Genomic DNA, 26836 nt, shown 5'->3' with positions numbered 1-26836 from the left:
CGTCCCGCTACACAAACTCGATCAGCTTGGTGAGCAGCACCAACAGCGCCCGAAGACCGAGGTTTGTGCAGAGGTAACCGCCCTTCGCGTCGCCAAGTTCCCAGTGATCATTCGCACCATTGGCGAACAGGGAGAAGTAGAGCTGGAGGCTGCGTTGTGACTTGCGGATGAAGTCTGCGGGCTCGGTCGAAAGGTGGCCGAGCGGCCCGGGATGCAAAACTGCCGAGCCGTTGCGCCCGGATGGTCGATGGATAGTGCCGACAAGGTTGTTGCCCTCCATGCCATCGACGAGTGACGTGAGCGTCAGGCACTTCCAGTTCGTCTTCTCGCTGCCGATCGTGAGGATGCGGTCCTTTAGCGGGGACGCCTTGTCCGAGCCCATGTTGAGTACCGCCCGCGCACAGATCGCCTCGAGCCTCTTCCTCGGATCATCATCCTCGATGTTCAAGTTCGAGATCAGCTCGTTGACCAGATTGCGCGCGACCTTCACCTGCTGCGTATTGATGTCGACGAACATCTCGATCTCGGCCCGCGCAGGCAGGTTCTCGTAGGCCAGGACCGACACCACGGAACGGTCCTCGTCGGCATCACGGCCTGCATAGGCATAACCGTATAGACGGTGTTGCCCGTCGATCACCCAAGCCGAGCCATATTGCCCGGGTAGCTCGAGCGTCCCCGTGGCGGTCTCGCCGAATGTCTCCTTCACGTCGAACCGGAGCCCATCGCGCTTGATGTTGACGACGATGTTCGTGGGGAATGTGCCGCCTTCATCGATATAGGCGCCGATCGCCTTCAACCGCGCGGGCTTCACCATCCGCTGATATGTCTCAAGGTCGTCGTTCGACGTACGGCCCATGTGACTGATGTAGGCGATGCGCAGCAGCTCATGCGGAGAAATGAGAAAGCTGTAGAAAGTGGTCGATCCCACCCGACCGCGCGTCGCAGGCAGTTTATTCCGGAGCCCCTCGACCTTCTCGTCGCGGAGGTAACGGCCGAGAAACTGATAGCGCGAAGCGTCGCGGAGGATGCCTGCAAGGCGCTGGAAGTATTCGAGATCGGCTTCGGTGATGATCGGCACCTTCGCCAATGCCGCCCGTTCCTTGTCGGCGGTGCGGATGTCGACATTCCTAGTCGCGATGGCCAGCTTGACCTTGAGCTTCGGTTCGCGGCCATATTTCGCCTGGACCGCCGCAAGCACGTCCTCGCGAACGGCCTCAATTTTATCGAGAAGGGACTTGATGGACTTCGAACCGCCATCCCGTGAATGTGTGCATTCGACAACGAACACCGTCTCGTCGTCTTTCGCGAAAACGTCGAGCTGGCGGCCGCCCTTCCCGTCCTTGCCCGTCACCATGAAGTTGCGGTCGGCGTTCAGCTCCTTGAAGCCCATCCGAAAGAAGAGCGCCCAGACGTCGTCCTCAAGCTGGCGGTCGACGGGCTTCTCCCGCTGCATGCGGAGAGAGCGCTTGTTCGCCTTGGCCAATGTCCAGCCGTCGTGCTCCTCGGCCTCGCGCTTCATCTGAAGTGCTGTCGCGCTCGATGCGCTGACTGTCTTCTCGTCGAACTTCTTCGATCGAAGGGCATAGATCGACTTGAGGTCGTCACCCCCAACCAGCGTCCCCAGGCCAGCCGTCATCAGAATTATCCCCTTCCGTCCGCGGCATATTGTCGGGTGGAAGGATTAACGTCCATCCCCAAGGGGCGACACGGCTACCCCAATCGTCCGTTAGCGGGCGATTCCGCCTGAATCCCTGCGTATCAGCGCCGATAGAACCACAACGGATGAATTATTTGGCGATCGTACGTTTGTGGTCAGAAGGGCTTCATTAAGAGCTTTAGCCACTTGCACTCAGGTTAGCTTATCTAAACCGTTGCCCGTCGCGGCACGTCTTCAGGACCGCAACTTGTCGAGCCACGTTTTGACCGTTGTCCTGTCGGCCGCTTCTACCGGATAGCTTCGCGCCGTCCGCGTGGCTTCCGCGCCCGGTGACATCGTCGACGTGGTCACGATGAGGCCTGAATCCGCCTCCTCCTCGAAGACGTCAGCGAAGACCGACTTTACCAAAACCTTATCGATTTTCGCCTTCTGACGCTTGCACTGGACGAGGATCATCGGTGGACGATCCGGGGCCGCATCGGCGGGATACACGCGCAGATCGACGCCGCCGTCGTTGCTCCCCGGCCCCAGAGCCACGCGGTAGCCTTCGCGCTCGAAATACTCCGCCGTGAACCCCTCGAACTTGCGCCAGTGCATGCTGTCGATCATCTCGAAGTTCTGAGCGAGATAGTCGATGTAGCGCTGATCGAAGAAGTGCGAGTGCTGCGTCACAAGGCCAGCGCTCTTGAACAGGCCAGTCAGTTCGACCGTGTCTTTCCATTCGACATTCCGCACCTTCCCCCACGCACTGCGATGCATGTCTCGGCCAAGACCCTCGATCAGCTCCATGGTCATACGTGAACCCGGCAGACCATGACGCTCGTGCATCTCCCGCATCAATGGTCGCGGATCTATCATGCCATTCTCTTGTGGCTTGTTGAGCTCTGATTCCATGAAGCGCAGGTATGCCTCCATCAGATCCTGTTGGACCTTTTCCAGCTCACTATTCCGGTGCTTGTGGAACAGCTCGATGGTGATCGGCATGTTGCTGTCCGTCGGCGTGTTCCCCAAGCGGAACAGTAACGTGACGACGGCTTCTGAGAAGGAGCTCGAATGAATTCGACCACCGCCCGGACCATCGGGATCGAGGATCATCGCCACGTCGCCCTGGTCGTGCATGATTTCGAACAGTTCGCGGTCGGTGAGGACGACGCCAGCCTTGTAGCCAGCGATCTCCGTCAGTGCGTCGGTGAAGAACTCACGCGAGCCCCAGATGCCACCCATAGAATCTCCCCCTCGGCTTTATAAGCACGACTAGCCATCGAACACGGCATCGTCACGGGCGCATCAGAGCAAGGCGGCGCCGACTTTCATCGGAAATCCTGCGGCTTGACCTTGATCCCCTCTGTCGGCTGACCGGGGATGATACCCGATCCCAACCGCAGGTCGAGAATGTAGACGTCGCGCGCTGCACGACCCAGTGGACGCTGCTCAACCGCTCCAGACCGGATAAACAAACGGCAGCTTTGACCAGTAGCCGCTCCAAAGCGGACAGGCCATCTTCCACCAATGTTCACGAAATGCTCGGCCCGCTCCGACCGCGCCCCATCGACCAGGTGATACCGTCGCCGCGCATCAATCCCGAGACTGATTTGCCGACCTGCCGTTCGAGCACCGGACGCCACGGCACGAGCGTGAAATCCCGGGCGCGTTCGATCAGCGCGAAGCGTCCGCTGACGAGATCGACCGAACGGCGATAGACGCCCTCGATCCGGGCGCCCTCGGCAGCCTCCCGGAATGGCATCTTCACCTCGTCGGCGAGCTGGCCCGCGACCCGCAGCAATTCGCGCCGCTGGAGCGCCGCGATCATGCCGTTCGAAAACGTAGTGCTGCCCCCGGTTTCCTCAGCAAAACCCTGCGCCACCAGCCACTGCCGCCGACGCGCCTGGGCATCACGCAGATCGTGGCCGAACCCGGCATCGCGAGCAGGCTCGGGCGCGGCCGAAACCAGCTCCCTGTCGATCCACGTCGCAGCCTCGGCATCGATCAGCCGATCGAGCGGCTGCGGTGACAGCATGGTGATTGCGACGGGACGGTCCCGCAGCTTCGCCGTCTCATGGGCTGTCACGCGATCGAGATGGTCCGGCGCGATGATCCAGCGGCCCGACGGCTCGCGCTCGACGATACCCGATATCCGTCGCATCGCCTCCAGCCGTCGGACATGGGTTTCAGCGAAGGCCTGCGTGGCGGTCGGATCGTGGCGAAGATGGGCATCCACATCGTATCGTCCATCATTGGCGGCGGCGACCGCGGCGAGGGTCCGATCCACCTCCCGCACTGTCGGGCTGACCGGATCGATCCGCACGATTGCACCACGCCGCAAGCTGACGTCGTTTTCCGTGCCCCCTTCGACGAAGCTCAGGACAGCCTTGCCGATCGCCACATAATGGCTGCGCCCGTCCACGCCTTCGACGATCAGATAGTGGCGATCGGCATGCTCGTCGGCGAGCCCGCGCGCCAGCACGCGGCCGACCAGCGGGCGGGCATCGGGTGCAGTCGGATCGTAGATCGCCTGGTCGGCTTGCGCCCGCTCGACTGCGGCACGGGAAAATTCGCGCTGCATCGTGCGGATGATGTCGCCGCGTTCACCCAATGCGCGGAGCGTATCGGCGAGGTCGGGCGCGAGCCGGAAGCGCCCGGCACCGAGCGGCTCGGCCAGGCCCAGGCGCGACAGCTTCGCCAGTCGGCCGGCGCGCAGCGTCTGGTCGAAGGCCTCGCGGCCATGGGTCGCGACCACTCGCTCGGCGTCCGCTCCCTTGAGCAAGGCCCGGTCGACCGAGGTCAGGCGTTCCTGCTCAACCTCGGCGCGCAGCGTCTGCGCGATTTCGCGATGGGTGCGCGGGCCGAGATCGAGATCGACCAGCTCGGCGGCGCGCTCGCGGATGCCGGTCGTCATATAGTCGCGGGCGATGACGAGATCGGCGCCACGATCATCCCTTCCGCGCACGACGATATGGGTGTGCGGATGGCCGGTGTTGAAATGGTCGATCGCCACCCAATCGAGCCTGGTCCCGAGATCCTCTTCCATGCGCGCCATCAGCCGCCGGGTGAGCGGTTTCAGATCGTCATATTGATCGCCGTCTTCGGGCGAGACGATGAAGCGGAACTGGTGGCGATCGCCAGCCCCGCGTTCGCCGAACGCCTTGCCGTCGACGGTATCGGCATCGCGCCCGTAGAGCGTGCCGCGTTCGCCCTCGCGCGTGGTGCCGTCGCGCTGGAGATAGCGCAGGTGCGCGGCAGCGGCTGACGCGCCCTTGCCGGCAAGCTTGACGATGCTTGCCTTGACGATGACGCGGCGACCGTTCGACGCCGCATGGCCGCCACGGCTGGCGAGCATCCGGCCGACGCCCGCGCCACGCCCGATCCGGGTGCCCGAGAATGCTCCCCGCGCGAAGCCGGGGGCAGCCGCGCCGCCGCGCGCAAGATTGGCGGCGGCAAGGACGCGGCCGAGATAGCGCCGGGCGCGCTTGCCGCCTTGCTGGCGCTGGCGCCCGAGGCGCGGTTCAAAGCTGTCGTCGTCGGCCATTTTCCTGATTCCGGAGGCGTGGAAGAGGAAGCATGCCTCGCAGCCCGTGATATGAAAACCGGTGCTGCCGTACAGGGCGGAATGCCGCCCTTTCGGCGCGGAACGGCACTGGTGTCGAGAGGACAGTGTCGGTCGCAGGTCCAAAAAACGATGTGCAGACAAAGGGTTATGGAACGCCAGTGCCATAGCTTTATCTTGCCTTACGCTGCCCTCCCGTCTGAGCCGCTCCTGCCGCCTATTTCCGCCTTCCTGTTGCCCGTTCATTTCGCCCGAGCCGAGGCAAAAAGAAGCCGGGACACGATGCCTGTCCGGCACCCTGTCCCGGCGTCTCCGATGCCCCGATCAATGCGTCGCCGCAAAGGCTTTGCGTGCCTGCCGTTCGCTCCTGAAGCTACGCCGCCCCATCAATCCATGCGCGTTCCCATCGCCATCGACGATGCTCACCGCGACGAACCAGCGGCCATCCAGCCGACCGATGATCGCCACCCGATCGAGTTCGAAATCCTCTTCGTCGATGCTCTCATACGCCCCGAGCCAACGCTCCGACGCCCTCGCATCCCACAGGAAATCGCTTTCCTCGGCCTCCAGAAACCGCTGCGCCAGCGCTTCGCCAGCACCCCGTCCGAACTCGATTTCGAGCCCCGCCACGAGCGTCGCCACCACGCGGTCCGACGCTACACCGATGGGTTGAAACATGGACATGATCGCCTCCTTTGCTTGAAATCCTCCTCATTGAGGACAGCCCTCCGAAGACGGGTGGCGGAGCGGCTGTCAGGGCCGCTGGAGGCGAAGCCGGAAGCGCCGCGCAGCGGCGGCGGAGGAACCGATTTTGTTGCGCAGGAACGAACAAAAGCGCGTGCGAAGCACGCTCTATTTCGCGGCAAAATTGGAGGTGCCGCCGGCCTTGCACAGCCGCTTCGGCGCCCGTCATGCTGGGCCTTGCCGAGACGAGCCCTCCCACCTCACCGAAGCGCGCTGTCTATCATAGCGTGCCGCATCGGCCCCTTCTTCATCCGATTCTGCGGCATCTGCGTTTTGCGAAAAGCCAGTGATTCTGGTATGATAGAGTTAACCGTCAGCCGAGTTTCGTCGTCATGGTGCAGCGTAAATCCGTCGTCATTTCTTCTATCATGCTGATCGCAGGATTTGTGATCGGGTTCGTGCTGCGGCCCGTCATCGATCCGGTTACGCCGACTCCGACAGGCACAGTTGCGGGACTCGTCCCGACGGCAATCGCGGGTCCGCGCGGCACACAGTATTTCGCCGCGAATCTTGATGAAGCCCGCAAGATCATCGCCGGCTGCCGGGACGGCTCGGTTCGTGGCGACGAGTGCTCCCATGCAGAAGAGGCTGTCGAGACTGCGGAAAGTCGCGCACGCACGAAGAGATTCCTGGGCAGTGGCTCGCACTAGCGCACCCCGGTCTCTCCGTCAGGAGCAGTCGGGGATAGGGTGACGAACAGGCTCGGTGGCGGCTCGCCGGCGTGCGATCGGCCGGCAGGCTGCCTCGCAGTCGCCAGCACAACAAACATGCTGGCGGCCGGGAGAGCCGCATTTCCGATTATTCCCAAACGGGTGCCCGACACCTGCGCAAGATAGGCGCGTGTCTCCCCCGGCAACGTCCGGCCGGATGCAAGATATGCTTCGTAACGGCCCGGTCCGGCATTATAGGCGGCGAATAGGCCGGGATAGCCGAAGCGGTCATACATCGCGCGCAGATAGGCAGTCCCGGCGAGGATATTGTCGCGTGGATCATGGGGATTGCGCCCAAGTCCGTGCGCGGCACGCATCGCCGCCCAGGTTGCTGGCATCAATTGCATCAGGCCCATTGCGCCCGCCCGGCTGGTGATCGGCCGCCCATCGAGCATGGTCTGGCCACCGCTTTCGGCGCGCATCACCCGCTCGATCCACGCCACCGGCACACCGAACCGCGCGGATGCCTCGGCGATCTCCGCACGCCAGCGTAATACCGCGTCTGTTCTCGGTGGATCGGCAGCCGCGGGGTGCGCGACCAGCAATGCGACGACGATCGCGAGCGTTCTCAGCGTAGCCACAGCGGGGTCGCCTTGCCGATTACATCCTGCGCCAGCGTCGGCCCGAAATAGCGTCCGTCGAACGAGTCCGGGGTCTCGGTCATGACCAAGAAGACCATGCCAGGTCCGAGCCGGATACACCCCTGCCATGCCGGCAGCGGACGGCCCGCCGCATCGGCGACGCGCCGTTTGGCGACCGGCCTTCCGTTCACCGCCACCACCCGATCCACCGCGCAGATCGTGTCCCCGGCAATGCCGGCGATGCGTTTCACCAGTGGCACGTTGCTGGGCAGATAGTGGCGGCTCGCGGCCAGTTGCCGCGCTTCGGCCGGCGACCAGGCGATCACCATGTCGCCGCGTTTGAGCAGCGCACCGGGCGACACGGCATAGAGGCCGATCGGCGCGCTGGCGCTGGCATTCCAGACCAGCCGAGGCAGCGGTGGCAGCGCGATCGTGAGGCCAAGGCAGGCGATGCCAGCGGCAATCACTCCGGCGCGGCGGCGCAGCTTTGTGCGGCGTGCGCGGGCGGCGCGCAGCGCGTTGCCCCAGGCGAAAAGCGGCAGGTCGCGGCGCTCAACCACGGTCGCCTCCGCGTGCGCGAGCCGCCGACCACGCCTCGATATCGTCGATATGATAACGCCAGGTGCGGCCATGCAGGCGGCATTTCGGACCCGTTCCCGCTTGGCGCAGACGCTTCAGCGTCGAGTAGGCGAGGCCGAGATGAAAGGCCGCCTGCTTAGCGGTAAGGAAGGGGCAGGATTCGCGCGCGGCCTGCGCACGTTCGGCAGTATCGTCCATGATAACGGTCCATCTGGGCCGGTGCATCGTGCGCCGGCTGATGAGCGCGGATTGGATCGATCTGGCCATCTTCGGCAGGGTCGCAAATCGACCCATGCGATTCCGACCCTCCTCCTTTCGGGCCGGTAGCGATGCTCCGCGCCGTTGCGGGACGCGGGGCGCAGGGTTCAGTCGGCCGGGCTCCTTTGGCTCGATTTCGGTATGAAGCGGTGTGGGTTGAACCGGGTGGCACGGACTTTCATCCGTGCAACGGAAAGCGGACGGTGCAGACGCCCCCGCCTGCAGAGTCCCTCGCGAGCTATGGCAAATCCGGCGCACCGCTTCATGCCCCGCGCCCTTGGCGGACGCGGGGCGATGCTATCAATCGGCCGGGTTCCAGATGATCGCGAAGGCGTCGTCATCATCCTGTCCGGCGGCGCGGCCGAGATTGGCGTAGAGCCGGCGCGGGCCGAATTCGGGGGCGGCGAGCGACAGCGACACATAGTCCTTGCCGCTCATTTCACCGCGCCGGACCCAACCGGCTCCGACCTCGACGCCGGCCGCCGACACGCGGTAGTCGGGCTGGGTGTCGCCGGACTTGCGGGTGTTGGGAATGATCTCGATCTCGGCGCGGATCGAGAGCGTCTTGAGCTGGCCCTTGAAGCCGTTTCCGTCGCGGGTGACATAACCGATGGCGGGCATTGTTCGTCTCCTGAAAAGTCGCCCCGAACCGTTTCCGGGCGATGGGCGGACCGGAAGGACGGTCACAGCGGGCCTGCGAACCGGCAGGCCGGAGCGGCAGCGGAGGACCGGAGCCGAAGGCTTATTTGAAGCGAAGCGACCGCGAGGAGCCCGCCTTGGCGGGCGGGGAAATAAGCCGCACGGCGATGGTTTCGCGGGACTGCGGCCGTCCCAGGTCATGCGCCCGAGGAGCCGGAAACGGCGCGGGACGCGGCAGCAAAAATGACGACGATGCCGCTGATGCATCTCACGCGATGGATCGGCCGGGGACGGCGCAAACCCGCTCCGCACCATCGGATCATCTGCCCGATGCACGCACGGCGATGCCGCCTATATAGCTGTCGGCATGTCCACTGACGACAGGACAGGGTTTCGGACCTGGCGCGAAAGGCGATGGACGCCAGCGCCATGTCGATGATCGCTATCCGTCTGCCGACGCGCTTTGCCGCGCTCCTGCCGGTCGCCGTCGCGCCGCCCTTTCAGGGATGCGTCGGCGTGACCGGCATCATGCAAACAAGCATATTCAGGCGAGTTGGACACGATCTTGGTGGGGGAGGATTGGCATAATTCAGCGCCGCGCGATCTCGGCCCTGATCGCGTCGAGCCGCGCACCAATCTGATCATAAACGGACCACTCCGCCCAGCGCACCGCGACCACCAACGGCTGCAGGCGGATGAGCGTCGTTGACAGGACCGTCTTCTCGTCCTTCAAATCCTGGTCGCTCATCGTCGCGGGGTCGGCGAGGTTCGGATCGCCGAGGGTGGGCAGCGACTCGTCTATTTCCTTCTGGTCGCCGGCGAGCACAAGCATATCAACGAGGATGTCAAACGGGAGTTCGGGCGAGCCGCGCGATATCTTGCCGCTTGCATCGGGATAGGCGTATTTGATCGAACGCGCCGTCATCGAACCATCGTCCCACGATGCCCAGCCGATCCGTAATTCGCCATTTCGATAAGGGAATTTGTGAGTCGTAATCATCAGTACCTCCACACTATTGGCATAGTATGAGCACAGTATGGAGATACTGTCAACGAACGTGCGCGCCCGCTCGTTTTCGCTTTGCGTGTGTTGGACGTGCCGGATAAAAAAACCGCGCGCCCGAGCCCGTCAGGGCGAGGGCGCGCGGCCGGATTTTGAGGGGCGGAAAAGAGGGGAGCGGCTTTCGCCGCTCCCCTCGATAATCACGCCGCCAACCGCACCGGATCGGCTTCGTCCTCCGGTTCCGCCGACGCGATCACCGCGCCGGGTGCGCTCGGGTCTGGCTCGTCATCGCCGTGCCGTGCTCGCTCGATCTCGCGCGCCGCCTGCGCCTTGGCATGGGCCGCGACGGTGCCAACACCGCCGCGCGGCGTGTAGGCGGCGGGCGGGAACGCCATCCAGCGTGGCACCCAATTCTCGCGCCGGTCGCGTCCGCCCACGCCGTCGAGATGATCGCGGACGATGCGTTTCAGGGTCTTGGTCTTTTCCCCCGCATTGGCGCTGGCGACGGTTTCGCCCGCCACGTCGGCGACGATCCGGGTCAGCACTTCCCGGTCGCGGATCAGCTCGAAAAAGGCGTCGTCGGCCTGCCAGCAGCGGGCCATATCGACGCCGATCTCCATGCCCACCGCCTCGAGCGCGGCGCTGCCCGCCGCCAAGGTTTCGCCCATGACGATGGCGATCACCTCCAGCACCACCGCATCGGGAAGGTCGAGCAGCCGCTGGAAGATGCCAACGACACCATAGTCGTCGCCATTGCCCCCGGTCACGGTCGGTTCCTCGGCGGAAAAGCCGAGAACCGCCAGCACCGCGCGGCGGCGCCCGTCGAAATCCGCCTCGGCCTTGCTGTTATCGAGGCTGTCGCGCACCTCGTCGTTGCGGGTTGACTGCGGCTCGGGAGAGACTCGCCACAGATGCGAGCCGCCGATGGCGTGGGCGACCATCAGGCGCAGCGCGACCGCAGGATGGCCGGTCAGCGCGGCGCGGACGGCGGCGTGGCGATGCAGATCGACATAGGTCTGCATGGTCGATGTCACCTCGGGCCGTGCCGCTTTCTGGCCGGTCCCGTTCTCCGACCCTTCCGCCTTGGCGATCCGGCGGGCTTCCTTGCCGGAGACATAGCCTTCGTGGACGATCACCTCGCCGGTCGCGCGCACGTCGATATAGACGCGCCCGCCCTTGCGCTTGCCCGCCTTCTCATATTCCCACGTCGAGAAATGATCGGACGGCGGCACGATGATCGCGTCGGCCCAGCCCTGTTCGACATAGGCCGCGCGGCGCGCCTCGATTTCGGCATTCTGCGCCGTCCAGAAAGCATCGGCATCGGCGACATAACGGTCCTCGCCGAACAGGTCGGCGATGGTCGCGATCCCGCTCGCCTCCACGTCGAACAGCGCATGTTTCACCGCGATCGACTGCCCGCCGAACAGCCATGCCTTCAACTGGTGGCCGGTCGGCAGATAGGCATTCTCGTCGTCGGCCAGCGCCAGCCATGCTTTTTGCTGGCTCTTGGACGCCATCGTCAGATGGCGCACGGTCGCCGCGTCGATCCGTTCCTTGCGGTAGAGGTCGCGGATCGCGGGGAGCAAATTGCCAAGCGCCAGCACGCGCTTGACGGTGAGGTCGGGCAATCCGAACGTCGCGGCGATGTCCTCCACCTTGCGGCCCTCGCGCACGAGGCGGGTGAAATTCTCCCACTGCGTCACCTCGTCGGGGTCGAGCCGCGCCATATTCTCGATCATCGACGCCTCGATGGCGGCGGCATCGTCGCCGTCGTCGAGAATCGCGCAGGGCATCGGCTCGGGTGTCGCATCGCCCGCCGCGCGCCGTTCTTCGGCGACGATCTTCGCGGCATGGAAGCGGCGGCTTCCGGCGACGATCTCATAGCCATCGGGGGCACAGTTCGGGCGGACGATGACCGGCTGGATCACGCCACGGCTGCGAACGGTCGGCAGGATATCGGACACGTCCGGGGCCTTTTTGCCGTAGCGCATATTGGCCTTGCTCACGACCAGCTTGTCGAGCGGGATAAAATCGAGTTTCATGGGACCACTCCTTGTGAGTGCCGGTCCCGTTGTTCGTCCAAGATTGGCGGGACCGGCTTACAAAACGGCGTTACGCGCCGCGCGTCATCCGCCTTTCCCTTGCTCGGGATCGGTCGGAATCTCGGGGGCCGGCGCGGACTCGATGCGCCAGAGGATCGATTGGGCCTGTTGGATCGACCCGGCGCGGCGCGCGGTGTCGGCCCAGACCGACAGGCTGGCGGTCGTCGAAAAGCCGATATCGCGCTCGATGCCGAGGCCGAACGGCAAGCGGATGCTTGCCAGTTCCGAAAGCCTGAAACAGCCAAGTTCGGGACAGCCGAACCCAAGGTCGGCAAGGCCGAACAGCGTGTCGCCATCGTCATAAAGTTCGGTCGCAAGCCATGTCGCCGCGCCGACGGGATTGAAGAATTTGACGGCGGGCGCGGGATCGTGGCCGGGCCTGTCGTTGTCGGTGGCATTCGCGCGCAGCACGGCGCGCAGTTCGGGGGTGAGCAGGATCATGCCGCCCTCCAGTCGCTTGCGTTGCCTTGGACGTGTTCGGCGTGGGCGGCGGCGTGCTTGGCCAGCAGCCAGTTGGCGGCCTTGGTCGCGGCGCTGGCCGCGCGGAAAATCGCACGATTGTCCTCGCGCAGCACCTCAAGCCATGACGCCAGATAATCGGCGTGACGCACGGTCGGGACGATGCCGAGCGCCGCGCACAGGAAGGCGGACCCCATTTCGGCGACCAGTTCCTCGCGCGCATAATCCTTGGTGCCGAAGCCGGTGGTAAGGTTGCGGCCCAGCCGCGACGGGTGGCCGGTGGCGTGGGTCAGTTCGTGCAGGCAGGTCCGGTAATAATTGATCTGCTCGTAAAAGGCCGGTTGCGGCGGCACCTGCACATAATCCTGCGCGGGCACATAGAAGGCGCGGTTGCCGCCGACGCGGAACTCGATGCCGCTCGCCGCGATCACTTCCTCGGCGATCGGCACGATCTCGCGTTCGGGGAGGGGCGCCGGATCGGGCGCGAGGCCGGGGCGAAGCCCCTCGCATTGCGCGACATTGAAGACGGTAAAGCGTTTGAGGAACGGAATGGCCTTGGTGTCGCCGCCGGTTTCGACGGCGCGGGCCTTTTCGGCTTCGGGCACGAAACGGTCAGCATAGACCACGGTGGTGCCGCGCTCGCCTTTCCTGACCGCGCCGCCTGCTTCGAGCGCCTGTTTGAAGGTCAGCCACCCCTGCGAGGGAAAGCCATGCTCGATCACCGCGCCCCACAGGATCAACACGTTGACGCCGGAATAATGGCGCGCGGTCAGCGCGTTGCGCGGCAGTCCGGGCGCGGTTCCGCGCGGGCTCCCGTCCGGGTCGGTCGCCCCCCAAGGCTGCACCCACGGCACGCGCCCCGCCTCAAGCTCGCCGATGATCCGCGCCGTCACCTCGTCATAAAGGTTCGTGCGGCTCGGTTCGGGACTGGTCCGGGCAATGGCTGCGAGCCGGCAAGCGGCACTGGCCGCCTTGTGCTTGCCACGCTTGCCGCGCGCGCGGACGGTCGGGGAGACAGGCATCGTTCACCTCCTGCACCGCCCCAAAACCCCCATGGCCTCCCCCGGAAGCGGGGGTGGGCGGCAAGATGCGACCGGAAAGGCCAGCTTGAGCGGCGCCGGCACCCAAGTCCGGGGTCCCCATCGCGCTCGCGCGATGGGGTGCCGCAGGGCCGCAACGCAGTGAAGGAGCCGGGCGCAGCCCGGCTTGCCGGGGACGCGAGCGGGCCTAGCAGGGAGCGCCGCCCACTCCCGCGCCACCGGGAGAGGCCACAGACAGCGCCGCCGCGCGAGCGGCGACCGCAGCACTCTCCGGCGGCAAGGCCGCCGCCAGCAAAGGGATGGCCCCCGGCCGGCGCGGGCGGGTGAGCGGTGCAAGGTCGGGCTTCGCGAAGGGGCCCCGCAAAGTACGACTTTGCGGGGTGTCCGTGGCCAGGGCGGCACTCGTCGCCGGCCTCGCGAAACCGGGCGCACCGCCCGACCGAGAGGCCGGAGTGCCTGCGGGGCCGCCATCGGGCGCCGCACCCTGTCCGGGCAAGGCGAAGCCGCCCGGCAGTGTGCGTCCTCAGCCCCGCTCCATCAGGTCAGCATCGCTGACCCGCGCCAGCCGATCGTTGCCGTCAGGCCGAGACCCGGCAACGGGGCTCGGCGGCGAGAAGCCTGGCTTCGAGCCGTAGAGCGCGGTCGCGCCGCTTCACCGGCGCGAGGCGCCCACCCCACCCGGCTAGAGTTCTGCTGGTAAATTTTTGCGATCCTGTACTCAGTCCTTCACGGAGCCGCCGTTCCGGCAAGGCCCAACAATGCCGGACATGGCACCAAACTTCGCAGGGCGGTTTGTGTCGTAATTCGCCGTTCCAAGGCTACAAAGCGGGTTCTCGACGGTGCGCCGCGATCGCCGAACGCTTTCCGCCCCCACAGCATCAACCTGCATCAGCATATCGCGAGGATCAGGTATCGGGCATTCCGATGGTTTCCATCGAATAATAGCGGCTTCTTCGACCGCACCGCGCGTCGTACCATTAAAGCATACCGAGAAAAGCCTTAACCGAGAATAGCCTCACGCATGTTCCCGGAAACGAACATCAAACGCCGAATCGATGAAGCGTGCTCCCCGCATCGTACGACCAAGGAACCGAAAATGAGTGCTGCCAATAGATCGGACAAGGGACTGCATAGGCGGGATATTCTCGCTGGAGGCGCTGCAGCGTTGGCGATGACCGCAGCCGCCGAAGCAACTGCACAAACCGCCGGGCGCGTCAGCTTCGACATTATCATCGTCGGTGGTGGATCCGCGGGGGCGGTGCTCGCCAACCGGCTGAGCGCCGATCCGGCGCGCCGGGTGCTGCTGATCGAAGCGGGCAAGGCCTATCCGCCCAACGCCTACCCTGATGCCGTCCGCCGCCAAGATCTGGTCGGCGGCGATGCGCAGCACGACTGGGGCTTCCAGAGCGAGCCCGGTGTGCTGGGCCGCAAGATCCCGCTCAACCGCGGCAAGGTGCTCGGCGGCTCTTCGGCGATCAACGGTGCGGTGGCGATGCGCCTGCCGAAGAACGACCATGACCGCTGGGCGCGCAACCATGATCTCGCCGCACTGAGCTGGGACGCGACGCACCCCTTCTACAAATCGCTCGAGCGCACCTCGGGCACCGGCGGCGAGGGGCATGACGGCCCGTTCCCGCTGCACCAGTTGGGCGAGGAGGAAATCTCCGACCAGCACCGCGCCTTCATCGCCTCCGCGCTCGCCGCCGGCCATGCGCGCTCGGCGGGGTTTGCGACCGAGCGTCCGCTGGGCGTCGGGCCGTATGTGATGAACACCCGGATGGGCGTGCGGCTGAACACGGGTATGACCCTGCTGGGCGATGCGGTGCGTGCGCGTCCGAACCTGACGATCCGCGACCAGACGCTGGTCGATGCGGTGGTGATGCAGGGCAGTCGCGCCACTGGCGTCCGGCTGGCGGGCGGCGAGATCGTCATAGCCGGCGAGGTGATCCTGTCGGCGGGCACCTATGTCAGCCCCGCGATCCTGATGCGTTCGGGCATCGGCCCGGCCGCCACGCTGCGCGGGCTGGGCATAACGGTGGTCGCCGACCTGCCGGTGGGCCGCCAGTTGCAGGACCACCCGCTGGTGCCGACGGTGTGGTCGATCCGCAAGGAAGCGGTGGGGCTACCCTATCCGCCGATCGGCGCGATGCTGTGGACCGCATCGGGCCATGCGCTGGGCGACGAGGCCGACCTCAATATCAGCACCGCGACCCTGCCCGAAGATCCCAAGGCGCCGCCGATGTTCCTGCTGTTCGCAGCCCTGGTGCGCCCGCGCTCGATCGGCTCGCTCACCATCAACAGCCGCGATCCCCATGCGGCGCCGGTGATCGACCTCGGCTTCCTGAAGGACGCGAGCGACCGCGAGCGGCTGGTCGACGGCGTCGAGATAATCCGCGACATCGCCCGCAACACGCCGTTTGCCGACATGATCGGCGGTGAACTCGCCCCCGGCGCGGCGGTGAAGGACCGGGCGGCGATCAACGCCACGCTGGCCGCTTCGGTGCTCACCTATCAGCATCCGACCTCGACCGTGCCGATGGGCGGATCGAAGGATCCGAAGGCCGTGGTGGATATCGACGGGCGCGTGCGCGGTATCACCGGGCTGCGCGTGGTCGATGCCTCGATCTGGCCGGATGTTCCCTCGGTCGCCACCGCCTTCCCGACGATGATGCTGGCCGAGCGCATCGCCTCCACGATCGCCTGAACCTGCCACTCCCGAAACCAAGGATACACCAATGACCGAAATGCTCACCTCCGCGCAGCGCGTCCAGCGCAGCCTCGACGCCTTCCTCGCCAAGGACATGAAGGGCTGGACCGAGCTTTGCGCCGACGACGTCGTCGCCGAGTTCCCCTTCGCCCCCCCGGGCGCGCCCGCGCGGATCGAGGGCCGCGCCGCGCTGTACGACTATCTTCGCGGCTATCCCGATGCGATCGACATCCGCGCGCTGCCGACCGTGAAGATCTACGCGACCGACGATCCCAATGTGGCGATCGCCGACTGGAGCGCATCGGGCACGGTGCTGGCCAACGGCAATCCCTATGAGATGCGCTATGCCACCTTCGTAACGTTCCGCGACGGGAGAATCGTCAACTACCGCGAATATTGGAACCCGCAGGCGTTCCTGGCCGCGATGGGCGGCGGCGGCTTCTGATCCCCGCGCGGTCGGGCGCCGCGCGCGCCTGACCGTCCCCCTTATCGGCGGCCTAGCCGCCCACACCATCGCCCCGGCGGGATCGACCAGCGATTCCGGCGACGGGAGCGTGCAACCGCGTAGCTTGAAAGGTAGACCATGCGCGAGATCGAAACCCACCGCCTCTATTCGGGCGGGGAATGGAAAGACGCAGCGGACGGCGCCACGTTCGACGTGCACGAACCCTATAGCGGCAAGCTGATGGCGCGCATCGCGTCTGGCGGCCAGGCCGATGCCACGGCCGCGATCGACGCCGCGCAGGCTGCGTTTCCCGCATGGGCCGCCATGGCGCCCACCAAGCGCGCCGCCTTGTTCTTGAGGGCCGCCGCCCTCTACCGCGAACGCTCCGGCGAGATCGCAGATATTCTGTCGCGTGAAACCGGCAGCACGATTTCCTTCGCGCGGTTCCAGCAAACCCTCGTTGTCGAAAACCTCGAAGCGGCGGCGGGCTGGGTGCATCAGCCCAAAGGCGAGACCTTCCCGACCGATGTCGAGGGCCGGCTCTCGATGAGCATCCGTCGTCCACTGGGGGTGGTCGCCTGTTTCACGCCCTGGAACGGTGCCAACATCCTGTCGTGGCGCGCCGCGCTCGGGCCGCTGGCAGCGGGCAACTCGGTGGTCATCAAGCCCTCCGAATTCGCCCCGGTCTCGGCGGGGCTGATGGTGGCGCGGATTGCGGAAGAAGCGGGTTTCCCTGCCGGCGTCATCAACGTCGTGCCGCACGCCCCCGGCGGCGCGGGCGCGATTGCGGACGCGGTATTCGCCTCGCCGCATGTCCGCTGCATCAACCTGATCGGCGGCGTCGGCACTGCGCGCATCCTTGCCGAGCGGGCCGGCCGCACGCTGAAGCGCACCGTGCTGGAACTGGGCGGCTATAACCCGCTGATCGTGCTCGACGATGTCGATGTCGACTTTGCGGTGCGCACCGCGACGTTCGGCGCATTCTTCCACCAGGGCCAGATCTGCATGAACACCCGCAAGGTGATCATCGCCCGCCCGCTGTACGAGAAATTCCTCAAGAGGTTCGTCGCCCGCGCGCGGCAGCTTCCAATGGGCGATCCGTCGAACCCGGAAACGCTGATCGGGCCGCTGATCAACAAGGCGGCGATCGAGAAGGTCAGCAAGGGTATCGCCGAAGCGGTGGCGCTGGGCGCGAAGATCGAGACCGGCGGCACGTTCGACGGGCAGGTCTATCACCCGACTATTCTCACCAACGTGCCCTATGAAGCGACCATCTCGAACGAAGAGACATTCGGCCCAGTCGTGATCGTGGAGCCGGTGGATTCGGTGGAGGATGCGGTGCGCGTCGCCAATCGCACGTCTTACGGCCTGGTCGCCTCGATCCTCAGCGGCGACAGCTATCGCGGGCTAGAATTGGCGCCGCGCATCCAAGCCGGGGTGGTCAATGTCAACACCGCCACCGTCAACGACGAAGCGCATGTGCCGCTGGGCGGGGTGCGGGACAGCGGCTGGGGCCGCACTGGCCCCGATTGCATGAACGATTTCAGCGACACGATCTGGATCAACGCCCGCCACAGCGCGAACGCGCCGCAATACGCATTCTGACCGAAACGGCGGCGCTGCCCCTCGGGTGGCGCCGCACCTTTCCCAACGCGAAGGCATTCCCATGAACGACTCAAGATTGAGCCATGAAGGCCGTGTTGCCATCGTCACCGGCGCGGCGCGCGGCATCGGCCAGGCGATCGCCGTCAAGCTCGCCGCGCACGGTGCCCGGCTGGTTCTCGTCGATATCGAGGAAGCGCAGGAGACGGCGCGGATGATTGGCGACGAGAGCCTGGTTGCCACCGGCGACGTGACCAGCGCAGCGGACTGGGCGCGTATCGATACCATGGTGCAGGAACGCTTCGGTCAGACCGACATCGTCGTCAACAATGCCGGAATCGGCAGCAACAAGCGCATCGACGAACTCGACTTCGAGCAGTGGAAGCGCACCTTCTCAATCAACCTCGACTCGCATTTCCTGAGCGCCAAGCAGTTCGTGCCGCAGATGCGCCGCAACAATTGGGGCCGCTTCGTCAACATCTCGTCCAATTCGATCGGCATCGCGATCCCCGGCATGAGCCACTACATGGCATCGAAGATGGGTGTGATCGGCTTCGTTCGCGGGCTGGCCAACGACGTGGCGGATTCGGGCATCACCGTGAACGCCGTGCTGCCTGCGATTACCAACACGCGCCTTACCCAGGACATGCCTGAAGAGGTCAAGCGCCAGACCTGGCAGCAACAGGCGATCAAGCGCTTTGCCGAGCCCAGCGATATCGCCGGCGCTGTGTGCTTCCTGTCGAGCGACGATGCGGCCTTCATCACGGGGCAGGCGGTTCCGGTCGACGGCGGCCAATACAAGATCTCGTAAGCGGCCACTCCGGCCCATCTCCAACCTTGCACGCTACCGAGCGGCCGTTGCGACAGCGGCCCAGCGGTGGCGCCACCAGGATACGACGCCATGCCATTCGGCAAGATCGACACGCATCAGCATTTCTTTCCGCAGACCTATATCAACGCCGTCGGCATGGACGTGCTCGCCGCACAGATGCCGAACAAGCGCGCGCCCGACTGGTCGCCGGAAAAGGCGATCGCGATGATGGACGAAGCGGGGATCGCGGAAGGCATATTGTCGGTCTCGTCGGTGCCGCACGTCGCCGACCCAATCCGCGTCGCCCGCGACTGCAACGATGCCGCCGCCACGCTGCGCCAAATTCATCCGGGCCGGTTCGGCGCCTTTGCCAGCCTGCCGCTGCCCGATATCGACGCCAGCCTCGCCGAAGCAACCTACGCGCTGGACGCGCTGAAGGCCGACGGCTTCATCCTGTTCACCAGCTATGACGGCGCCTATCTGGGCGACGACCGGTTCACGCCGCTGTGGGAAGAACTGGACCAGCGCCGTGCGGTGGTGCTGATCCATCCCAACGAGCCGAGCTACGCCTTACCCGCGGTTGCGCCGGCATCGGTGCTGGAATTCCCGTTCGAGACGACGCGCACCGCCACCAGTCTGATCCTCGCGGGCGTGCTCACGCGCTTCCCGGCGATCCGCTTCATCCTCTCCCATGCCGGGGGGGCGCTGCCCTATTTGTTCCCCCGCGTCGCGCTGTCGCTGAACATGATGCCCGGCGTGATCGAACGGGTGGGCGATCCGGCGGCGGCGTTTCGAGCCTTCTATTACGACACGGCGCTGGCGGCCGGCGCGCCGACTTTTGCCGCGCTGGGGCAGATCGCCGATCCGTCGCACATCCTGTTCGGGACCGATTTCCCGATGGCACCGGATTTCGGGCTCAGGACGTTTGCGTCCGCGCTGGAGGCGATGGACGTGCCCGGCCTCTCCCGGTCCGCCATCTATCGCGACAATGCCGCCGTCCTGCTCGGTCGGCCGCGTTGAGCAGCCGGCAGCAACTATTCGAATTCATCGATCGTTTCCTTCGATCTTATTCGGCTGTTTCGGCAGATCGACTGCGCCCAGTACCGCCTTGCACCGCCGGGCTGCGGCACAGGTGGAAAGGAACGCGACATGGCTTATCTCGATCTTGCATTTGACCTCCCCCGCGCCGCACTGGCAGCCACCGGCGTAGTGCCGCGCCACGATGTGGTGTCGCACGTCGCTCCGCTGGAGCGCCAGGTCGTGCAACTCGCCCGGCTTGACGGCCGCGCCAGCCTGCGTGCGCCCGGTCGGCTGGACACCGTGCTGGGCTGGCTGTTCGGAGGAAAGCGCGCCAATCCCCTCGCCGATGCTCGGCTGGAGGCACTGCGCCGCTACGCCGTAATGTATCGCCTGAAGGGTGATGCGTTGCCGCAGGCGGAAACCGAGCTGTTGCTGGGTGCAGGGTTCGTGCGCGAGGCCATCGACGAAATCCGCCAGCTTGTCCGCAACGCCGCGCGCGTCGCCGCCTGACCCGCCCGCCCTGGAGAACCGAAATGACGACCTTCAGCCTCCGTAGCGGCGCGCACCACGCGGCGAAGCGCCAGTCGAGTAATCCTGTGCACCTGCTGATCCGTGGGTTCTATGCCCTGGCGGGCGTCGCGGCGCTTGCGTCGCTCTATTCACGGCTGCTGGTTTTGCTGTCGGACCCGATCTTTTCCGCGATCGTGACGCTGGTCCTGATGATGGCGTTCATGCTGGTGGCCATGCCGCGCGTGCGCCGGCCATGACCTGGCTCCCGCTATTCCTGATCCTGTGCGGCTTCACGCCCTCTCAGGCATCGCAGATCGCAACGACGCTGGAGGTGATCGACCAGACCGGCGCCTTCTGCCCCGGCAAAGGCGATTGATGCCGCCGTGCGGCTACGGTTCCTGCTGGGTCCGCAGCCGCTCGATCAGCCACGCGGCGGCCGGTCCCGGCGGCGTATCGCTGCGGTGGATCGCGTGCATCGTATAGTCGCCCGGCGGCGCATCGGGCATGTCGAGGATCACCAGGCGCCCTGCTGCCAGATCCTCGCGCACCATCGGTTCGGGCATATAGCCCCAGCCGATGCCGGCATTGAGCAGCATGTGCTTGGACGACACATCGGCCAGCCGCCACGTCTGGCTGCTCATGACCGCGAAGTCCTTGCCCTCGGTCAGCGGCGAACGGTCGGTCAGCACCAGCTGGATATGGGCGCGCCCGGCCCCGGGCTGGGTGCGTCCGGCCAGCGCCAGCGGGTGGTCCTTCGCCGCGACCGGCACCAGCCGCACCGCGCCGATCGCAATCCGGTCGATCCCGCCCATCGTATCCAGCGGACCGCTGACGCCGATGCTCGCGCGGCGATCCATCACCCGCTGCGTCACCGCGCCCAGCGTTTCGACCGACAGATGCAGCGAAACCGTGGGGAAGGTCTGGAAGAACGCTGTCAGCGCATCGACCACCCGCGCCTGCGGCAGGAAGGTGTCGAGCACCAAGTGGAGTTCGGATTCCAGGCCCTGCAGCAGCCCCATGGTCTTGGCGCGCAGCGAGTCGATCCCGCTCGCGACCATCCGCGCCTCGCCGACGATCATCCGGCCCGCGTCGGTCAGTTGCGGCTTGCGCGTGCCTTCCCGATCGAACAGCCGGACCCCCAGCTGTGCCTCCAGATTGGCGATTGTGTAGCTGATCACCGATGTTGCGCGGTTCAGCTTGCGCGCGGCGGCGGCGAAGCTGCCGGTTTCCACCACGGTCACCAGTACGCGCAGTTGGTCGAGCGTTGGGGTACCGGGATCCGACATCATCGCATGTCCTTGGGTAATGACCCGGCAAGCCCTCGCCGGTCACCTCTTCATACCGAGTTGATCGAACAGTTCGATCGAAAATTGACCAGTTTTGGCGAACCATCTCGCCGCGTACATCCGTGCCATCGCAGTGTGTTTCCTGGGCGTCGGTCAACCGTCACCCGTCCGAAATGCCCGGCAAGGAGATTATGATGACGCTTTCGTCCCATACCGGCCCCGTTGAACAAATGATCCTGCCGGCCACCCGTGACCTTGGCGATTTCGAAGTGCGTCGGGCACTGCCTTCGGCAAAACGCAGGATGGTGGGGCCCTTCGTGTTCCTGGATAGCTTTGGACCCGTCGTGCTCGCGCCGGGGCAAGGTCTCGACACGCGTCCGCATCCTCATATCGGCCTGAGCACGCTTACCTACCTGATCACGGGAGAAAACGATCATCGCGACAGCGAAGGGCATTTTCAGACCATCCGACCCGGCGAGGTGAACTTGATGACCGCAGGGAACGGCATCGTCCACTCCGAGCGCAGCGGGCCTGGAAGCCGGAGCCGGGAGGAGACGCTGTTTGGTTTCCAAGCTTGGCTGGGCTTGCCGCAGGCGCTAGAAGAAAGTCCCCCGTCTTTCCAGCACGTGGCGGCCGGCGACGTCCCGATTCTTTCCGACCGTGGCGTCGACATGCGGCTGCTGGCGGGCACATTCGGCGGGCGAACCTCGCCGACCAAGCTGTTTTCAGACACTCTGTATGCGGACGTCGTGCTGGAAGCGGGTAGCCGCTTTCCAATTCACAGCGCCCACGTCGAACGCGCCGTCTATATTGTCGAGGGCGGTGTCGAGGTTGAGGGGCAGATCGGCATCTTCTGCAAAGACGAACTGGTCGTTTTCCGCCCAGGCAGTGAAATCATCGTCCGAGCCGATGGCCCGACGCGTTTTATGTTGATGGGCGGCGAACCGCTGGACGGCCCCCGTCACATCTTCTGGAACTTCGTGTCGAGCCGGCAGGACCGCATCGACCAAGCGGCCCTCGATTGGCAGGAGCGCCGTTTTCCGGGTGTTCCGGGGGACGAAACCGAATTCATCCCCCTTCCCGGGTCAGCGATCCCGCATCTGGCTCATTGACCCTTTCAACCCAACATTTTTCAACCCTGACTGAAGGATACTCCCATGACGAAACTGCTTCATATCGATTCCAGCATTCTCGGCGGCTATTCGGTCAGCCGTCAGCTTTCGGCCGAGGCGGTTGCCCAGCTGACCGCCGGTCGCAGCGATATGGAGGTCAGCTATCGTGACGTGGCTGCCAACCCGATCCCGCATCTGTCAGGCGGCTATCTCGCCGCGTTGCAGAGCGCCGAGGCCGACCGGACGCCTGAGCTCGAGGCCGATATCGCGCTGGGTGCCGAAGTGCTGGAAGAGTTCATCGCCGCCGACATCGTCGTGATCGGTGCTGGCCTCTATAATTTCGGTATTCCCAGCCAGCTCAAGGCATGGATCGACCGCGTCCTCGTCGCCGGCAAAACCTTCAGCTATGTCGATGGGAAGCCGACCGGGTTGGTTCCCGGCAAGCGTATCATCCTGACGGTGGCACGCGGCGGGTTTTACGGCAGCGAGTCGCCGATCGCCTCCTTCGAGCATACAGAGACCTATTTGAAGACCGCCTTCGCCTTTATCGGCCTGAACGCCGAGGCGATCGTTGCGGAAGGCATCGCCGTAGGACCGGACCAGCGCGCCGCCGCGGTTGAGGCAGCACAGGCGCAGATCGCAGCGCTGCACGCCTGACCTCCCTCTCGGCAAGCGGATATACGGTATGCCTTGTGGCTCGTGCGGTATTGCCCTTCGCACGAGCCATGTCTGCGTCAGCCAGCCTTCGTCACCTGCCACCCACACACCATTTCACGTCAGGAACGCTTAACCGATGTCTGTACCCCACAGCTTGCTCGCGCCTGTCGCGCTGGGCCGTTACACGCTCGCCAACCGGATGGTCATGGCACCGCTCACACGAGGCCGTGCAGGCGATGGCGATGCGCCGACCGCGTTGGCCGCGACCTATTATCGCCAGCGCGCCAGCGCCGGATTGATCATTTCCGAAGGGTCGCAGATCTCGGCGCAGGGCAAGGGCTATATGCGCACGCCCGGAATCTTCACCGCCCCGCAGATCGAAGGGTGGCGGCACGTGACCGATGCGGTGCATGCTGCGGGCGGGCGGATTTTCCTGCAACTCTGGCACGTCGGTCGGCTGTCGCATTCGGTCGTCCAGGCCAATGGAAGCCTCCCGGTCGCGCCGTCGGCCATCGCGCCCGAGGGCGAGATTTTCACCATCGAGGGCATGAAACCCTATGAGACGCCCCATGCGCTTAGTGTTGCTGAGATTGCGGCGATCGTGGGCGATTTTGCGCGCGGTGCCCAAAATGCGTTGCAGGCAGGGTTCGACGGCATCGAGATTCACGGCGCCAATGGCTATCTGATCGACCAGTTTCTGCGTGATGGCGTCAATCGTCGCACCGATGGTTATGGCGGGTCGATCGAAAACCGGCTGCGCTTTCTGCGTGAAGTGACCGAAGCCGTGGTTGCGGTGTGCGGGGCGGACCGTGTCGGCGTGCGCCTCTCCCCGATCGTCGGCTTCGGCTCGATGCACGACAGCGATCCGCAGGCGACATTCGATGCCGCTGCCGGAATGCTGAGCGGCTATGGTCTGGCCTATCTGCACGGCGTCGAGATGGGCGACCTGCCCTTTGATTTCGGGCAGTTCCGGCGCGCTTTCAGCGGCCTCTACATCGCCAATGGTGGCTATGATGCAGAGCGTGCCGAAACCGCCGTGGCCAGCGCCGCCGCCGATCTTGTCTCCTTCGGCACCAAGTTCCTTGCCAACCCCGATCTGGTCGAACGCTTTCGGCAGGGTGCCCCGCTCAACCAGCCGGACGTCGCGACTTTCTACCAGGGCGAGGAGCGCGGCTACACCGATTACCCGACGCTGGACGCGGGTGCCGCGTGACCGACGGATGAACGGCCGCCTGCCACCGACGCGCATCGGGATCGCGGGCCACGCTTGTCCGACGCGCGACCCTCTTCCAGGGCGTAGGGCATGTTTCCGGCAATCGCCACGCCCGGGATGCCATCAGCTGACACGGCGCCGGCGCAATGAAGGGCGCAACCGCTATCGAGGATTCTTCAGGCTAGGTTCGTTACGCGATGCCGGTCGCCCATATCCTGCGCAAGGCGTTCAGCTTTGCATCGTTGAACTGTTTGACGACACGGGCGTCGGGCGAGCCGTTATCGAAGCCATGGAATGCGCCGGGCACGACCAGCAACTCGGTCGGTACGCCGACGCCGATGAGCCGGCGGGCATATTCCATGTCCTCTTCCACGAAGAGATCCAGCGCTCCGACGCAGATGAAGGCAGGCGGCAGACCAGACAGGTCGCGGACCCGCGCGGGAACTGCCGCAGCGGGAACCTTCGCGGTTCCCGGCGTCTGACCCAGAAACGCACCCCAGCCGAAGCGATTGGCTGCAGGTGTCCAGATGATCTGACCGACTGTCGCAGGCACCGGACGGCTGCTGCCTGTCCGGTCATCGAGCATGGGATAGACCAGCAACTGGAAGGCGAGCCTGAACTCGCCGCGATCACGCGCCGCCAAGGCCAGCAATGCGGCATGGCCGCCACCGGCACTCTCGCCCATCACCGCGATCCGCTGCGGATCGGCACCCAGCAGGGCGGCATTGGCGAACAACCAGCGCAGTCCGGCGTAGTTATCCTCGATCGCTCCCTGATACCCAACCTCGGGCGCAAGACGATAGTCGACGGTCACGATGACGCAGTCGAGCGCCGCAGCCATCGCCTGCAACCGGGGCACGTCGTTCGCGGCGGTGCCAACGACGAAACCGCCACCATGCGTGTGCAGGATCGCGGGACGCGCGGTACCGGCACGCGCATTGATGACATAGATGACGACATCTGGCGCACTGCGGCCGCCGGGGATCGACCGACGATCCACCGGAACACCGGCCTCGAAAGCGGAAACCTTGCCACCCGCTGCCCGAACGGACGGGAGCGTGGCAGTCGACAGCGCTGACAGCATGGTGGTTATTGGTGCGGCTTCGCGCGCCGCGGCGCGCAGTTGAGGGTCCACGAGGGAAAGATCGACAACTCGCGGTGTCGGGGCCTGCGCCATGCCAGCGGAATGGGGGAGGCTCGCGGCCGCCAGACCGGCAAGGCCATTGATGGCGAGATCGCGCCTGGTCAGATCGAACATCATTCTTCACTCCTACCGTCTCGAGGGATTGCCATGGTGCGTGACCGGTCGGCGATGTCGCACTCGATTGCTGGAAGCGCGCTACGAACGACCGAATAGGGTGAAGCCCGCCGCACCGTGTGGAACGGCGGCCTTCAGGACATCAGTGATGGACCTGCCCGTTCAACCGCTCCAGCATCGTCGCAAAGCCGTCGCGCTCGGCGAAACGCAACGGGTGGACGCGCTGTACCAGAATTTCCTCTGGTGTGGGTGTCTGGCCGAACAGTGCCAGCACCTCGTCGGCAAAGGCCTCCAGCGGAAGATAGCCCTCGCGCGTGGACTGGCCCGGCGTGAGGTCGGTCTGGACTGCCGGCGGCACGAGTTCGATGACTTCGACCCGTCCCGCCAATGCCGCGCGCAAGGCTATCGTATAGGAATGTAGCGCCGCTTTCGTCGCCGAATAGGTCGGCGTCGCGACAAGCGGCACGAACGCCAGACCGGACGTCACATTGACGACCACGCCGTCACTGCGCGCGACAAGATGGTCGATCAGCGCGTTGGTCAGGCGGATCGGGCCCAGCAGATTGCTGCTGATCGTCGCCTCCGCATCGGTGAGATCACGGGACGAATCCAGCGCCTCGACGCGCATGATCCCGGCATTGTTTACCAGCACGTTGAGCGCCGGAAAGCGCGCTGTCACCTGGGCGGCGAATGTCTGAATGGCTGCGGGATCATCGATATTGAGCGTCATCGTGTGGATATTCGCCCGCCCCGATGCCACCGCGTCCAGCGCCGCCTGGCGTCGCCCGGCGATGACGACCGTGTTGCCCATATCGTGGAAGCGATGGGCCAGCGCCTCCCCGATTCCCGATCCGCCACCGGTGATGAGGATGGTGTTGCCTGTGGGTTTCATGACGGTG

At 65.2% G+C, this 26836-nt stretch carries 28 protein-coding genes; 13 read left to right on the top strand and 15 right to left on the bottom strand.

Going from position 1 to position 26836, the window contains the following annotated elements; all coding sequences use genetic code 11:
* Window positions 1–7: 7 nt before the first annotated feature.
* From WC704_RS12070 to WC704_RS12055, 4 genes are all read right to left on the bottom strand, one after another.
* The gene (locus tag WC704_RS12070) at window positions 8–1636 is read right to left on the bottom strand and encodes a DGQHR domain-containing protein (protein WP_372890174.1); all 1629 of its coding nucleotides are present in this window, start codon (window positions 1634–1636) and stop codon (window positions 8–10) included.
* Window positions 1637–1891: 255 nt separating this feature from the next.
* Window positions 1892–2881 (bottom strand): restriction endonuclease, encoded by a 990-nt coding sequence (locus tag WC704_RS12065; RefSeq protein WP_372890172.1) that lies wholly within the window; start codon window positions 2879–2881, stop codon window positions 1892–1894.
* Window positions 2882–3170: 289 nt separating this feature from the next.
* The gene (gene rlxS / locus WC704_RS12060) at window positions 3171–5183 is read right to left on the bottom strand and encodes a relaxase/mobilization nuclease RlxS (protein ID WP_372890170.1); all 2013 of its coding nucleotides are present in this window, start codon (window positions 5181–5183) and stop codon (window positions 3171–3173) included.
* Between the two features lie 342 nt (window positions 5184–5525).
* Window positions 5526–5885 carry a hypothetical protein gene (locus WC704_RS12055; protein ID WP_372890168.1) on the bottom strand — a complete coding sequence of 120 codons (360 nt, stop codon included), beginning with the start codon at window positions 5883–5885 and terminating at the stop codon, window positions 5526–5528.
* A gap of 392 nt (window positions 5886–6277) precedes the next feature.
* Here WC704_RS12055 and WC704_RS12050 point away from each other — a divergent pair, with 392 nt between their 5' ends.
* A complete protein-coding gene (locus WC704_RS12050) occupies window positions 6278–6595 on the top strand; it encodes a hypothetical protein (RefSeq protein ID WP_372890166.1) in 318 nt (105 codons plus the stop codon).
* On the opposite strand, the gene WC704_RS12045 is transcribed toward WC704_RS12050, so the two are convergent.
* The 4 genes from WC704_RS12045 to WC704_RS12030 form a co-directional block, all read right to left on the bottom strand.
* Entirely contained in the window at window positions 6592–7236 is a 645-nt protein-coding gene (locus WC704_RS12045) for a lytic transglycosylase domain-containing protein (RefSeq protein ID WP_372890164.1), read from the bottom strand. The genes WC704_RS12050 and WC704_RS12045 overlap by 4 nt on opposite strands.
* A complete protein-coding gene (locus WC704_RS12040; RefSeq protein ID WP_372890163.1) occupies window positions 7224–7796 on the bottom strand; it encodes a S26 family signal peptidase in 573 nt (190 codons plus the stop codon). Before WC704_RS12040 ends, WC704_RS12045 begins: the two co-directional genes overlap by 13 nt.
* Window positions 7789–8013 carry a helix-turn-helix transcriptional regulator gene (locus WC704_RS12035; RefSeq protein WP_372890161.1) on the bottom strand — a complete coding sequence of 75 codons (225 nt, stop codon included), beginning with the start codon at window positions 8011–8013 and terminating at the stop codon, window positions 7789–7791. The genes WC704_RS12040 and WC704_RS12035 overlap by 8 nt, the downstream gene beginning before the upstream one ends.
* A 360-nt stretch (window positions 8014–8373) precedes the next feature.
* Window positions 8374–8694 carry a DUF736 domain-containing protein gene (locus WC704_RS12030; protein WP_372890159.1) on the bottom strand — a complete coding sequence of 107 codons (321 nt, stop codon included), beginning with the start codon at window positions 8692–8694 and terminating at the stop codon, window positions 8374–8376.
* 432 nt (window positions 8695–9126) lie between these two features.
* On the opposite strand from WC704_RS12030, the gene WC704_RS12025 reads away from it, so the two are divergent.
* A complete protein-coding gene (locus WC704_RS12025) occupies window positions 9127–9300 on the top strand; it encodes a hypothetical protein (protein ID WP_372890157.1) in 174 nt (57 codons plus the stop codon).
* 1 nt (window position 9301) lies between these two features.
* On the opposite strand, the gene WC704_RS12020 is transcribed toward WC704_RS12025, so the two are convergent.
* The 4 genes from WC704_RS12020 to WC704_RS12005 all read right to left on the bottom strand — a co-directional run bounded on the left by WC704_RS12020 (window position 9302) and on the right by WC704_RS12005 (window position 13298).
* Complete coding sequence (locus WC704_RS12020; protein WP_372890155.1) at window positions 9302–9637, bottom strand: hypothetical protein; 336 nt, start codon at window positions 9635–9637, stop codon at window positions 9302–9304.
* 278 nt (window positions 9638–9915) lie between these two features.
* Window positions 9916–11757: a ParB/RepB/Spo0J family partition protein gene (locus WC704_RS12015; RefSeq protein ID WP_372890153.1), complete on the bottom strand. Its 1842-nt coding sequence runs from the start codon at window positions 11755–11757 to the stop codon at window positions 9916–9918.
* 84 nt (window positions 11758–11841) lie between these two features.
* Window positions 11842–12258, bottom strand: a complete 417-nt coding sequence (locus WC704_RS12010; RefSeq protein ID WP_372890152.1) for a DUF2958 domain-containing protein — start codon at window positions 12256–12258, stop codon at window positions 11842–11844.
* A complete protein-coding gene (locus WC704_RS12005; protein ID WP_372890150.1) occupies window positions 12255–13298 on the bottom strand; it encodes an ArdC family protein in 1044 nt (347 codons plus the stop codon). The genes WC704_RS12010 and WC704_RS12005 overlap by 4 nt, the downstream gene beginning before the upstream one ends.
* A 1189-nt stretch (window positions 13299–14487) precedes the next feature.
* On the opposite strand from WC704_RS12005, the gene WC704_RS12000 reads away from it, so the two are divergent.
* The 8 genes from WC704_RS12000 (at window position 14488) to WC704_RS11965 (ending at window position 20787) form a co-directional block, all read left to right on the top strand.
* A complete protein-coding gene (locus WC704_RS12000; protein WP_372890148.1) occupies window positions 14488–16020 on the top strand; it encodes a GMC family oxidoreductase in 1533 nt (510 codons plus the stop codon).
* A 31-nt stretch (window positions 16021–16051) separates the two neighbouring features.
* Window positions 16052–16468, top strand: a complete 417-nt coding sequence (locus WC704_RS11995; RefSeq protein ID WP_372890146.1) for a nuclear transport factor 2 family protein — start codon at window positions 16052–16054, stop codon at window positions 16466–16468.
* 138 nt (window positions 16469–16606) lie between these two features.
* A complete protein-coding gene (locus WC704_RS11990; protein WP_372890144.1) occupies window positions 16607–18073 on the top strand; it encodes an aldehyde dehydrogenase family protein in 1467 nt (488 codons plus the stop codon).
* 61 nt (window positions 18074–18134) lie between these two features.
* Window positions 18135–18881, top strand: coding sequence for an SDR family NAD(P)-dependent oxidoreductase (locus tag WC704_RS11985; protein ID WP_372890142.1), 747 nt, complete (start codon window positions 18135–18137; stop codon window positions 18879–18881).
* Between the two features lie 90 nt (window positions 18882–18971).
* Window positions 18972–19901, top strand: coding sequence for an amidohydrolase family protein (locus WC704_RS11980; protein ID WP_372890141.1), 930 nt, complete (start codon window positions 18972–18974; stop codon window positions 19899–19901).
* 129 nt (window positions 19902–20030) lie between these two features.
* Complete coding sequence (locus WC704_RS11975) at window positions 20031–20411, top strand: hypothetical protein (protein WP_372890140.1); 381 nt, start codon at window positions 20031–20033, stop codon at window positions 20409–20411.
* Between the two features lie 23 nt (window positions 20412–20434).
* Window positions 20435–20668, top strand: coding sequence for a hypothetical protein (locus WC704_RS11970; protein ID WP_372890139.1), 234 nt, complete (start codon window positions 20435–20437; stop codon window positions 20666–20668).
* A complete protein-coding gene (locus WC704_RS11965; RefSeq protein ID WP_372890138.1) occupies window positions 20665–20787 on the top strand; it encodes a hypothetical protein in 123 nt (40 codons plus the stop codon). The genes WC704_RS11970 and WC704_RS11965 overlap by 4 nt, the downstream gene beginning before the upstream one ends.
* Before the next feature lie 13 nt (window positions 20788–20800).
* Here the strand turns inward: WC704_RS11965 and WC704_RS11960 are convergent, their stop codons facing one another.
* Window positions 20801–21697, bottom strand: coding sequence for a LysR family transcriptional regulator (locus WC704_RS11960; protein ID WP_372890137.1), 897 nt, complete (start codon window positions 21695–21697; stop codon window positions 20801–20803).
* A gap of 191 nt (window positions 21698–21888) precedes the next feature.
* On the opposite strand from WC704_RS11960, the gene WC704_RS11955 reads away from it, so the two are divergent.
* The 3 genes from WC704_RS11955 (at window position 21889) to WC704_RS11945 (ending at window position 24679) form a co-directional block, all read left to right on the top strand.
* Window positions 21889–22809 (top strand): pirin family protein, encoded by a 921-nt coding sequence (locus WC704_RS11955; protein ID WP_372890136.1) that lies wholly within the window; start codon window positions 21889–21891, stop codon window positions 22807–22809.
* A 45-nt stretch (window positions 22810–22854) separates the two neighbouring features.
* The gene (locus WC704_RS11950; RefSeq protein ID WP_372890135.1) at window positions 22855–23466 is read left to right on the top strand and encodes an FMN-dependent NADH-azoreductase; all 612 of its coding nucleotides are present in this window, start codon (window positions 22855–22857) and stop codon (window positions 23464–23466) included.
* Window positions 23467–23602: 136 nt separating this feature from the next.
* A complete protein-coding gene (locus WC704_RS11945) occupies window positions 23603–24679 on the top strand; it encodes an alkene reductase (RefSeq protein ID WP_372890134.1) in 1077 nt (358 codons plus the stop codon).
* A gap of 190 nt (window positions 24680–24869) precedes the next feature.
* Here WC704_RS11945 and WC704_RS11940 read toward each other — a convergent pair whose 3' ends face one another.
* Both WC704_RS11940 and WC704_RS11935 read right to left on the bottom strand, forming a co-directional pair.
* A complete protein-coding gene (locus WC704_RS11940) occupies window positions 24870–25940 on the bottom strand; it encodes an alpha/beta hydrolase (protein WP_372890133.1) in 1071 nt (356 codons plus the stop codon).
* 139 nt (window positions 25941–26079) lie between these two features.
* Complete coding sequence (locus tag WC704_RS11935; RefSeq protein ID WP_372890132.1) at window positions 26080–26829, bottom strand: SDR family oxidoreductase; 750 nt, start codon at window positions 26827–26829, stop codon at window positions 26080–26082.
* Window positions 26830–26836: the final 7 nt, after the last annotated feature.

The organism is Sphingomonas sp. (genome assembly GCF_041661885.1).
Lineage (GTDB): Bacteria > Pseudomonadota > Alphaproteobacteria > Sphingomonadales > Sphingomonadaceae > Sphingomonas.
This window is presented reverse-complemented; position numbering and strand designations above follow the sequence as displayed.

Coding starts and splice junctions, on each gene's coding strand:
- WC704_RS12070 (WP_372890174.1), bottom strand. CDS start 1,636: ATGACGGCTGGCCTGGGGACGCTGGTTGGGGGTGACGACCTCAAGTCG.
- WC704_RS12065 (WP_372890172.1), bottom strand. CDS start 2,881: ATGGGTGGCATCTGGGGCTCGCGTGAGTTCTTCACCGACGCACTGACG.
- rlxS (WP_372890170.1), bottom strand. CDS start 5,183: ATGGCCGACGACGACAGCTTTGAACCGCGCCTCGGGCGCCAGCGCCAG.
- WC704_RS12055 (WP_372890168.1), bottom strand. CDS start 5,885: ATGTCCATGTTTCAACCCATCGGTGTAGCGTCGGACCGCGTGGTGGCG.
- WC704_RS12050 (WP_372890166.1), top strand. CDS start 6,278: ATGGTGCAGCGTAAATCCGTCGTCATTTCTTCTATCATGCTGATCGCA.
- WC704_RS12035 (WP_372890161.1), bottom strand. CDS start 8,013: ATGGACGATACTGCCGAACGTGCGCAGGCCGCGCGCGAATCCTGCCCC.
- WC704_RS12030 (WP_372890159.1), bottom strand. CDS start 8,694: ATGCCCGCCATCGGTTATGTCACCCGCGACGGAAACGGCTTCAAGGGC.
- WC704_RS12025 (WP_372890157.1), top strand. CDS start 9,127: ATGGACGCCAGCGCCATGTCGATGATCGCTATCCGTCTGCCGACGCGC.
- WC704_RS12020 (WP_372890155.1), bottom strand. CDS start 9,637: ATGACGGCGCGTTCGATCAAATACGCCTATCCCGATGCAAGCGGCAAG.
- WC704_RS12015 (WP_372890153.1), bottom strand. CDS start 11,757: ATGAAACTCGATTTTATCCCGCTCGACAAGCTGGTCGTGAGCAAGGCC.
- WC704_RS12010 (WP_372890152.1), bottom strand. CDS start 12,258: ATGATCCTGCTCACCCCCGAACTGCGCGCCGTGCTGCGCGCGAATGCC.
- WC704_RS12005 (WP_372890150.1), bottom strand. CDS start 13,298: ATGCCTGTCTCCCCGACCGTCCGCGCGCGCGGCAAGCGTGGCAAGCAC.
- WC704_RS12000 (WP_372890148.1), top strand. CDS start 14,488: ATGACCGCAGCCGCCGAAGCAACTGCACAAACCGCCGGGCGCGTCAGC.
- WC704_RS11995 (WP_372890146.1), top strand. CDS start 16,052: ATGACCGAAATGCTCACCTCCGCGCAGCGCGTCCAGCGCAGCCTCGAC.
- WC704_RS11990 (WP_372890144.1), top strand. CDS start 16,607: ATGCGCGAGATCGAAACCCACCGCCTCTATTCGGGCGGGGAATGGAAA.
- WC704_RS11985 (WP_372890142.1), top strand. CDS start 18,135: ATGAACGACTCAAGATTGAGCCATGAAGGCCGTGTTGCCATCGTCACC.
- WC704_RS11980 (WP_372890141.1), top strand. CDS start 18,972: ATGCCATTCGGCAAGATCGACACGCATCAGCATTTCTTTCCGCAGACC.
- WC704_RS11975 (WP_372890140.1), top strand. CDS start 20,031: ATGGCTTATCTCGATCTTGCATTTGACCTCCCCCGCGCCGCACTGGCA.
- WC704_RS11970 (WP_372890139.1), top strand. CDS start 20,435: ATGACGACCTTCAGCCTCCGTAGCGGCGCGCACCACGCGGCGAAGCGC.
- WC704_RS11965 (WP_372890138.1), top strand. CDS start 20,665: ATGACCTGGCTCCCGCTATTCCTGATCCTGTGCGGCTTCACGCCCTCT.
- WC704_RS11960 (WP_372890137.1), bottom strand. CDS start 21,697: ATGTCGGATCCCGGTACCCCAACGCTCGACCAACTGCGCGTACTGGTG.
- WC704_RS11955 (WP_372890136.1), top strand. CDS start 21,889: ATGATGACGCTTTCGTCCCATACCGGCCCCGTTGAACAAATGATCCTG.
- WC704_RS11950 (WP_372890135.1), top strand. CDS start 22,855: ATGACGAAACTGCTTCATATCGATTCCAGCATTCTCGGCGGCTATTCG.
- WC704_RS11945 (WP_372890134.1), top strand. CDS start 23,603: ATGTCTGTACCCCACAGCTTGCTCGCGCCTGTCGCGCTGGGCCGTTAC.
- WC704_RS11940 (WP_372890133.1), bottom strand. CDS start 25,940: ATGATGTTCGATCTGACCAGGCGCGATCTCGCCATCAATGGCCTTGCC.
- WC704_RS11935 (WP_372890132.1), bottom strand. CDS start 26,829: ATGAAACCCACAGGCAACACCATCCTCATCACCGGTGGCGGATCGGGA.